Annotated in this window: 5 protein-coding genes and 1 pseudogene; 1 reads left to right on the top strand and 5 read right to left on the bottom strand. The window is 63.9% G+C overall.

Annotation, left to right across the window (positions count from 1 at the left end; genetic code table 11):
• The 5 genes and pseudogenes from B3B04_RS08800 to B3B04_RS08780 all read right to left on the bottom strand — a co-directional run.
• Nucleotides 1-375 (bottom strand): annotated as a pseudogene (locus B3B04_RS08800) (double-strand break repair protein AddB); the annotation flags it as partial.
• 7 nt (nt 376-382) lie between these two features.
• Complete coding sequence (murU, locus tag B3B04_RS08795) at nt 383-1,090, bottom strand: N-acetylmuramate alpha-1-phosphate uridylyltransferase MurU (protein WP_292042032.1); 708 nt, start codon at nt 1,088-1,090, stop codon at nt 383-385.
• The gene (amgK, locus tag B3B04_RS08790) at nt 1,087-2,187 is read right to left on the bottom strand and encodes an N-acetylmuramate/N-acetylglucosamine kinase AmgK (protein WP_292042030.1); all 1,101 of its coding nucleotides are present in this window, start codon (nt 2,185-2,187) and stop codon (nt 1,087-1,089) included. The genes murU and amgK overlap by 4 nt, the downstream gene beginning before the upstream one ends.
• Entirely contained in the window at nt 2,171-2,629 is a 459-nt protein-coding gene (tsaE, locus tag B3B04_RS08785; protein ID WP_292042029.1) for a tRNA (adenosine(37)-N6)-threonylcarbamoyltransferase complex ATPase subunit type 1 TsaE, read from the bottom strand. The genes amgK and tsaE overlap by 17 nt, the downstream gene beginning before the upstream one ends.
• Nucleotides 2,626-3,477 carry a GNAT family N-acetyltransferase gene (locus B3B04_RS08780; protein ID WP_292042038.1) on the bottom strand — a complete coding sequence of 284 codons (852 nt, stop codon included), beginning with the start codon at nt 3,475-3,477 and terminating at the stop codon, nt 2,626-2,628. Before B3B04_RS08780 ends, tsaE begins: the two co-directional genes overlap by 4 nt.
• Before the next feature lie 152 nt (nt 3,478-3,629).
• Between B3B04_RS08780 and B3B04_RS08775 the strand changes: the two genes are divergently transcribed.
• Entirely contained in the window at nt 3,630-5,726 is a 2,097-nt protein-coding gene (locus B3B04_RS08775; RefSeq protein ID WP_292042028.1) for an alpha/beta hydrolase family protein, read from the top strand.
• The last annotated feature ends 181 nt before the right edge of the window (nt 5,727-5,907 follow it).

Below are 5,907 nucleotides of genomic sequence, written 5' to 3'. Positions count from 1 at the left end.
CGACGGATCGAAGGTCTCGACGATCATCCGCGCCAGTTCGAACCGGCGCGTCAGGGGCGCAATGGCGGGCGGCAGGTCAACGCCCAGCGCGCCCGGCGTAAACGGCGGCTCGTCCTCTTCAAGGTCCCCTAGCGGGCGCACCTGAGGCAGCAGCACCGGCTTGTCCGCCGACAGTTTCGACAGGGCCGCGGTAAAGGCCCGCGCCGCGCGGCGGTTGGGCAGCAGGATGGTCGCGTCGGACAGTTCTTCCGGCGGGCGCTCGCCCAGCCAGTCCAGCACCCCCGCCGCCAAATCCTCGAGGAAGGGGCGATAGGCCGAAATCGCGTACCAGCGCGGTGACGCGCCGTCGAAAGGATTGAACCGCCCCCCGCTCATTGTCCGCTTACCCCTTCAGTTTCTGTTCGGCCTCGTCGCGGGCCACAGGATCGCCGACATGCATCCAGTCACCGTCCATAACGGTGCCGAACAGACGCCCCTTTTCAGCCGAGGCGCGCCACAGGGGGCTTAGCGAAAAGGCCCCGTCCGGTCCCTGATCGGCATAGGCCGGATGGCAGATGTGCACGCCCATATAGGCATAGGGCACCTCGGCCCGCTCGCCCCTGAACGTCAGCTGGCCGTCCTCGGCGACCGAGAAATCACCCGCACCCACGAAACCAATCGCCCCTTCGCGGCGGGCCAGCAGCAGGGCCGCGTCCATGCGGTCGGGGTTCCACAGACGCACCAGATCGGCCAGCGCATCGCCACGGTCGATCCAGACACTGTCGATATTGGCGACAAACACCGGCTCATCGCCCAGCAGGGCGCGGGCCTTCTTCAAGCCGCCGCCCGTTTCCAGCAGTTCGGCCCGCTCGTCCGAAATGATGATGCGGATATCGTCGCGCTGGGACAGATGCTGTTCGAGACAGTCCGCGAACCAATGCACATTGACGACAGCCGTTTCGACACCCGCAGCCACCAGGCGATCCAGCACATGGTCGATCAAGGCGCGTCCCCCCACTTCGACCAGCGCCTTGGGGCGGTCATCGGTCAAAGGACGCATACGGGTGCCAAGGCCAGCGGCCAACACCATCGCTGTTTTCGGAGCGGTCATTGGCGTACCTCGGCAGGAACATATTGGTCGAACCACGCAGCGACCGTGGCCAGTGCGGGCTGTTCGAGGTTGCGGTTCAAATGCGCCCACATGCGCGGCAGGAACTGCGCATAGCGCGGCTTGCCGTCACGGGCGATCAGGCGGGCAAAGATGCCAATGATGCGCGCCTCGTTCAGAGCCGCCAGACCCGCATAGTCGGCCATGAAGGCCGCGCGGTCCACGTTCGGGCGCAGGGCGAAATAGTGGTCCAGCGCCTCGGCCTCCAGTTCGGGCGACACATCGCGGCGGGCGTCCTGTAGCAGGGAGTGCAGATCCCAGCTGGGATGGGCAATTACGGCATCCTGAAAGTCGATCATGCCGACGCGGGCCTCGCCGTTGCGGTCTTTCAGCCAGATCAGGTTCTCGGCGTGATAGTCACGGTGCGCCATGACCGAAGCCCCGTCGGCACCTGATTTCACCACCGGAGCCCATGCCTCGCGCCAAGCTTTGATGGCGGCCTCATCGAAGCTGACGCGGGTATCGTATTTCGGCAGCCATTCGACGAACAGGTCCGCCCCGCCTTGCAACGCCACCTCGTCATAGACCAGCATTGGCCACTCGCCCGCCGGACCGTTCAGGACGGTAGGTGGCGTTCCGGCTTCATGTAGCTTGGCCAAGGCCTCGATGGCGGCGAGGTAGAGCGGGCGCTCATCCATGCCCTGTTCGATCACGCGGGCGAACAGGTCGTCGCCGAAATCTTCCAGCAGGGCGAGGCCATTGGCGGCGTCCAGCGCCGGAATGGCGGGCGCTGACAGGCCCAGCGCGTTCAGATGCGCGGCCACGGCGGCAAAGGCCTCTATACGGCCAGCCGACAGGCGGGCGACAGCGTTCCAGCCCTGTGCATGGCGCTCCTCAGCCGTCCATGCCGGATCACACGGCTGGCTTTCGGCGGCCGGCGGCTGGTCCATCAGCATAAAGCGGCGAGCGTCTTTGGCGACAATGCGCTCATAGCGGCGGGTCGAGGCATCACCGGGCAAAGGGTGACGCTCGGCATCACCGAGACCCGCCTTTTCAAGCAGGGCCAGCTTCAGGTTTTCGCGCTCAGGGTTGGAGGTCATTGATCTTACTTTCCCAGCGGCCTGCGCCAGAAACGGTCGCAAGCCGGGACGGGCCCTCTTCTTGGAGGGTGATGGTCAGAATATCGGGGCCCAGAAAGCGCGCAGGATCATCGCCCAGACGCTCGGGCCATTCGATGATGGCACAGCCGTCGTCCAGCGCCTCGTCCAGCCCGATTTCCCACGCCTCTTCGGGATCGTTCAGACGATAAAGGTCAAAATGGGCGACCGCCGGATCGCTCTCATAAAACTGGACAAGGGTGAAGGTCGGACTGGGCACGTCCTCGTCAGGACGGGTCAGGGCGCGGATCAGACCGCGCGCCAGCGTCGACTTGCCCATGCCCAGCGGGCCGTACAGCAGCACGCTGTCACCGACTTGGAGCAAGGGGGCGAGGATTTGGCCCAGACGGGTGGTCGCCTCGGCATCGGCTAGGTGTAGTTTCATTCAGGGAACGGCGCGTCGGGATGGGCGGCAAGCTGTCGCTCGATATAGGTCTTTAGCTGATCGGTTGCGGCATCCACGTCAACGGCCAGTTGCGAAGGCTGCACCGGTTTTCCGATCATCAGGCCAAAGGTCTGCCCTTCCTTGTTCAACAGCTCATGGAAAAGCGTCACATCGCGCAGTTCCTGCGAAAAGCGGTCGAACAGGTGGAACAGCTTGCTGGTCGGGCCTGTCAGGTGCACGGGAATGATCGGCGCGCCCTGTTTGCGGGCCAGAGACACCGCCGAACTCTCCCACGGCGGATCGGTCAGCAGGCCGTTCTCCACCCGCGCCAGTCGTCCGGCAGGGAACATGACCAGGCAGCGTTCCTCGGCAAAGGCCTGTTTGGCGGCGGTCAGGGTGTGGCGCGTCTTTTCGCGGGTGCGTTTCTCATACACCCACTCCACCGGAATAATGGTCTCGGCCAGACGCGGGGCCACGCGGATGGCATCGGCATTGGCAAAGAAGATGGCGTCGCCGCGCACGCGGGTGATGGCGTCATAGACGGCCACCCCGTCAGCAATGCCGGTGGGGTGGTTGCACACCACCACACAGCGCCCCTTGGCGGGCAGGTTTTCCAGCCCCGTCACCTCGACCTTCAGCCGCAGCAGGTCCGACACATATTGCAGGGCCTCGGCCCCTGAGCGGCCCTGCATGGCATCGGCCATGGCCACCGCCTTGGGATAGCCGAGCAGCGCATAGAGCATGGGCCGTACCATCGGCCACGCCCACGACGACGTCAGCCGCGGCGCGCGCTCGGCGATCAGCACATCGACGATGTGTTCGGCCTGTGGGGCAGGGTCGGTGTTCATGCCCTGCTTGTCGCCCGCGCACGGCGGACGGGCAAGCGTCTTGGCATTGAAACGGGCATCCGGCGCAACCGACACGTTAATCGGAGGGTTTGCGGGCGGCGCGTCGGGTGTTAGGCCTCTAGGCCTGATTTTGCCATAAAGAGGAAGCGCCCATGCGCCGCCTGCCCCATCTGCTTTGCGGCCTCAGTGCCGTTGCCCTGCTGACTGCTGCCGCACCGGCCATGGCCGAGACGGCGACCGCCTCTGCCCCCGCCGCTTCGGCGCAGGCGGGTAATGCATTCACCTATCGCGACATGATCCCGGCCAACCGTCTGGGCGATCCGCAGGTGTCGCCGGATGGTGAGTGGGTGGTCTATTCGCTGACCACGACCGATGTGGCCAACAACCGCCGCAGCTCTTCTCTGTACATCCAGTCGTTGAAGGGCGAGGGCGAAGCGCGCCGCCTGCCGATCAGCGAGGGCGGGGCCAATACCGCGCGCTGGGGCAAGGACGGCACCCTTTATTTCCTGTCCTCGCGCGGGGGCAGCTCGCAGGTCTGGGCCTCGGCTGACCGTGGCGAGACTGCCAGTGTCATCACCAATCTGCCGACCGATGTGAACGCCTATCGCGTGAACGCACAGGGCGATGCGGTGGTGGTATCTCTGGCCGTCTATCCGGATGCGGAAAACCTTCAGGCCTCGGTGGCCCGCGCCGCACAGGAGGCCGAGCGCAAATCGACGGGCAAGGTCTATGACCGCATGTTCGTGCGCCACTGGGATACGTGGAACGACCACACCCAGAACCACCTGTTTGTGATCGGCCTCGGCACCAACGCCCATGAGCCGGTCTGGGTGACCAAGGGCTTTGATGGCGACACCCCGTCCAAGCCGTTTGGCGACGAGGGCGAGTTCACCTTTACGCCCGATGGTCGCTCTATCGTCTTTTCCGCTCGTCTGGCGGGGAAGTCCGAGCCGTGGAGCACTAATTTCGACCTCTATCAGGTCTCGGTCGATGCGCCGGGCCAGCTGACCAATCTGACCGAGGCTAATCCGGCGTGGGACACCGGTCCGGTCTTCTCGCCGGACGGCCAGACGCTGGCCTATCGCGCCATGGAGCGTGCGGGTTTCGAGGCCGACAAATATTCGATCTTCCTGCGCGATGTCTCCACCGGTCAGACCCGTCAGATCGCCGCCAACTGGGATCGTTCTGCCGACAGCCTGCAATGGTCCAAGGACGGCAACAGCCTGTTCGTCACCGCCGGTGATGTGGGCAACACCAAACTGTTCCAGATCGACGCCCGCAATGGCTCGGTCATCCCCCTGACCGGAGAGGGCCACGTCGGTGCCGTGCAGCAGACCGACAGCGGCTTTGTCCTGTCGATCGACACACTGAACCGCCCCAGCGAGCTTTATGTAAAGACCTTCCGTGGCCGCGAAATGCCGGTGCGCATCACCAATGTGAATCCGCAGCTGGACGCCAAACAGTTCGGCGAGTTCGAACAGTTCAGCTTCCCCGGCTGGAACAACGAGACCGTCCACGGCTACATCATCAAACCCGCCAACTATGAGGCTGGTAAGAAATATCCGGTCGCCTTCCTGATCCACGGGGGGCCGCAAGGCTCGTTCGGCAACGGCTGGTCCTATCGCTGGAACCCGCAGACCTATGCCGGTGCGGGCTTTGCGGTGGTGATGATCGATTTCCACGGCTCGACCGGCTATGGTCAGGCCTTCACCGACGCCATCAGCCAGCACTGGGGCGACCGCCCGCTGGAAGACCTGCAAAAGGGCTGGGCCCACGTCAAAGCCAACTATGACTTTGTAGACGGCAACAATGCCTGTGCGCTGGGCGCCTCCTACGGCGGCTATATGATCAACTGGATCGCCGGTAACTGGTCGGACGAGTTCAAATGCCTCGTAAACCATGACGGTGTCTTCGACATCATGGGCATGGGCTATTCGACCGAAGAGCTGTGGTTCACGGAATGGGAATACGGCGGCACGCCGTGGGAAAATCCGGAAGGCTATCAGCGCTTCAATCCGGTCAACCACGTCCAGAACTGGAAGACCCCGATGCTGGTCATTCAAGGCGACAAGGATTTCCGCATCCCGACCGCTCAGGCTCTGTCCACCTTCACGGCCCTGCAACGTCGCGGCATCGAAAGCCGCTTTGTCATGTTCCCGGACGAGAACCACTGGGTCCTCAAACCGGCCAACTCCATGCAGTGGCACGATGAGGTGTTTGGCTGGCTGGACAAGTATCTGAACAAATAAGGATCGTCTGATCCTGTGAGAGAGGGCGCGAAGGCACCGCTTTCGCGCCCTTTTTCGTGGTCGGTGACTTGCGCCTTGGGTGATCGTCGTTCCTAAAGGGCGCATGTCGATCAAAGGAATGACGCGGCGCGGCCTGTGCGCCACAGGCGGGGCGCTGGCACTGGCCTCGGTGGCGGCCCCC

The sequence above is a fragment of the Brevundimonas sp. UBA5713 genome, from assembly GCF_002419815.1.
Taxonomy (GTDB): domain Bacteria; phylum Pseudomonadota; class Alphaproteobacteria; order Caulobacterales; family Caulobacteraceae; genus Brevundimonas.
This window is presented reverse-complemented; position numbering and strand designations above follow the sequence as displayed.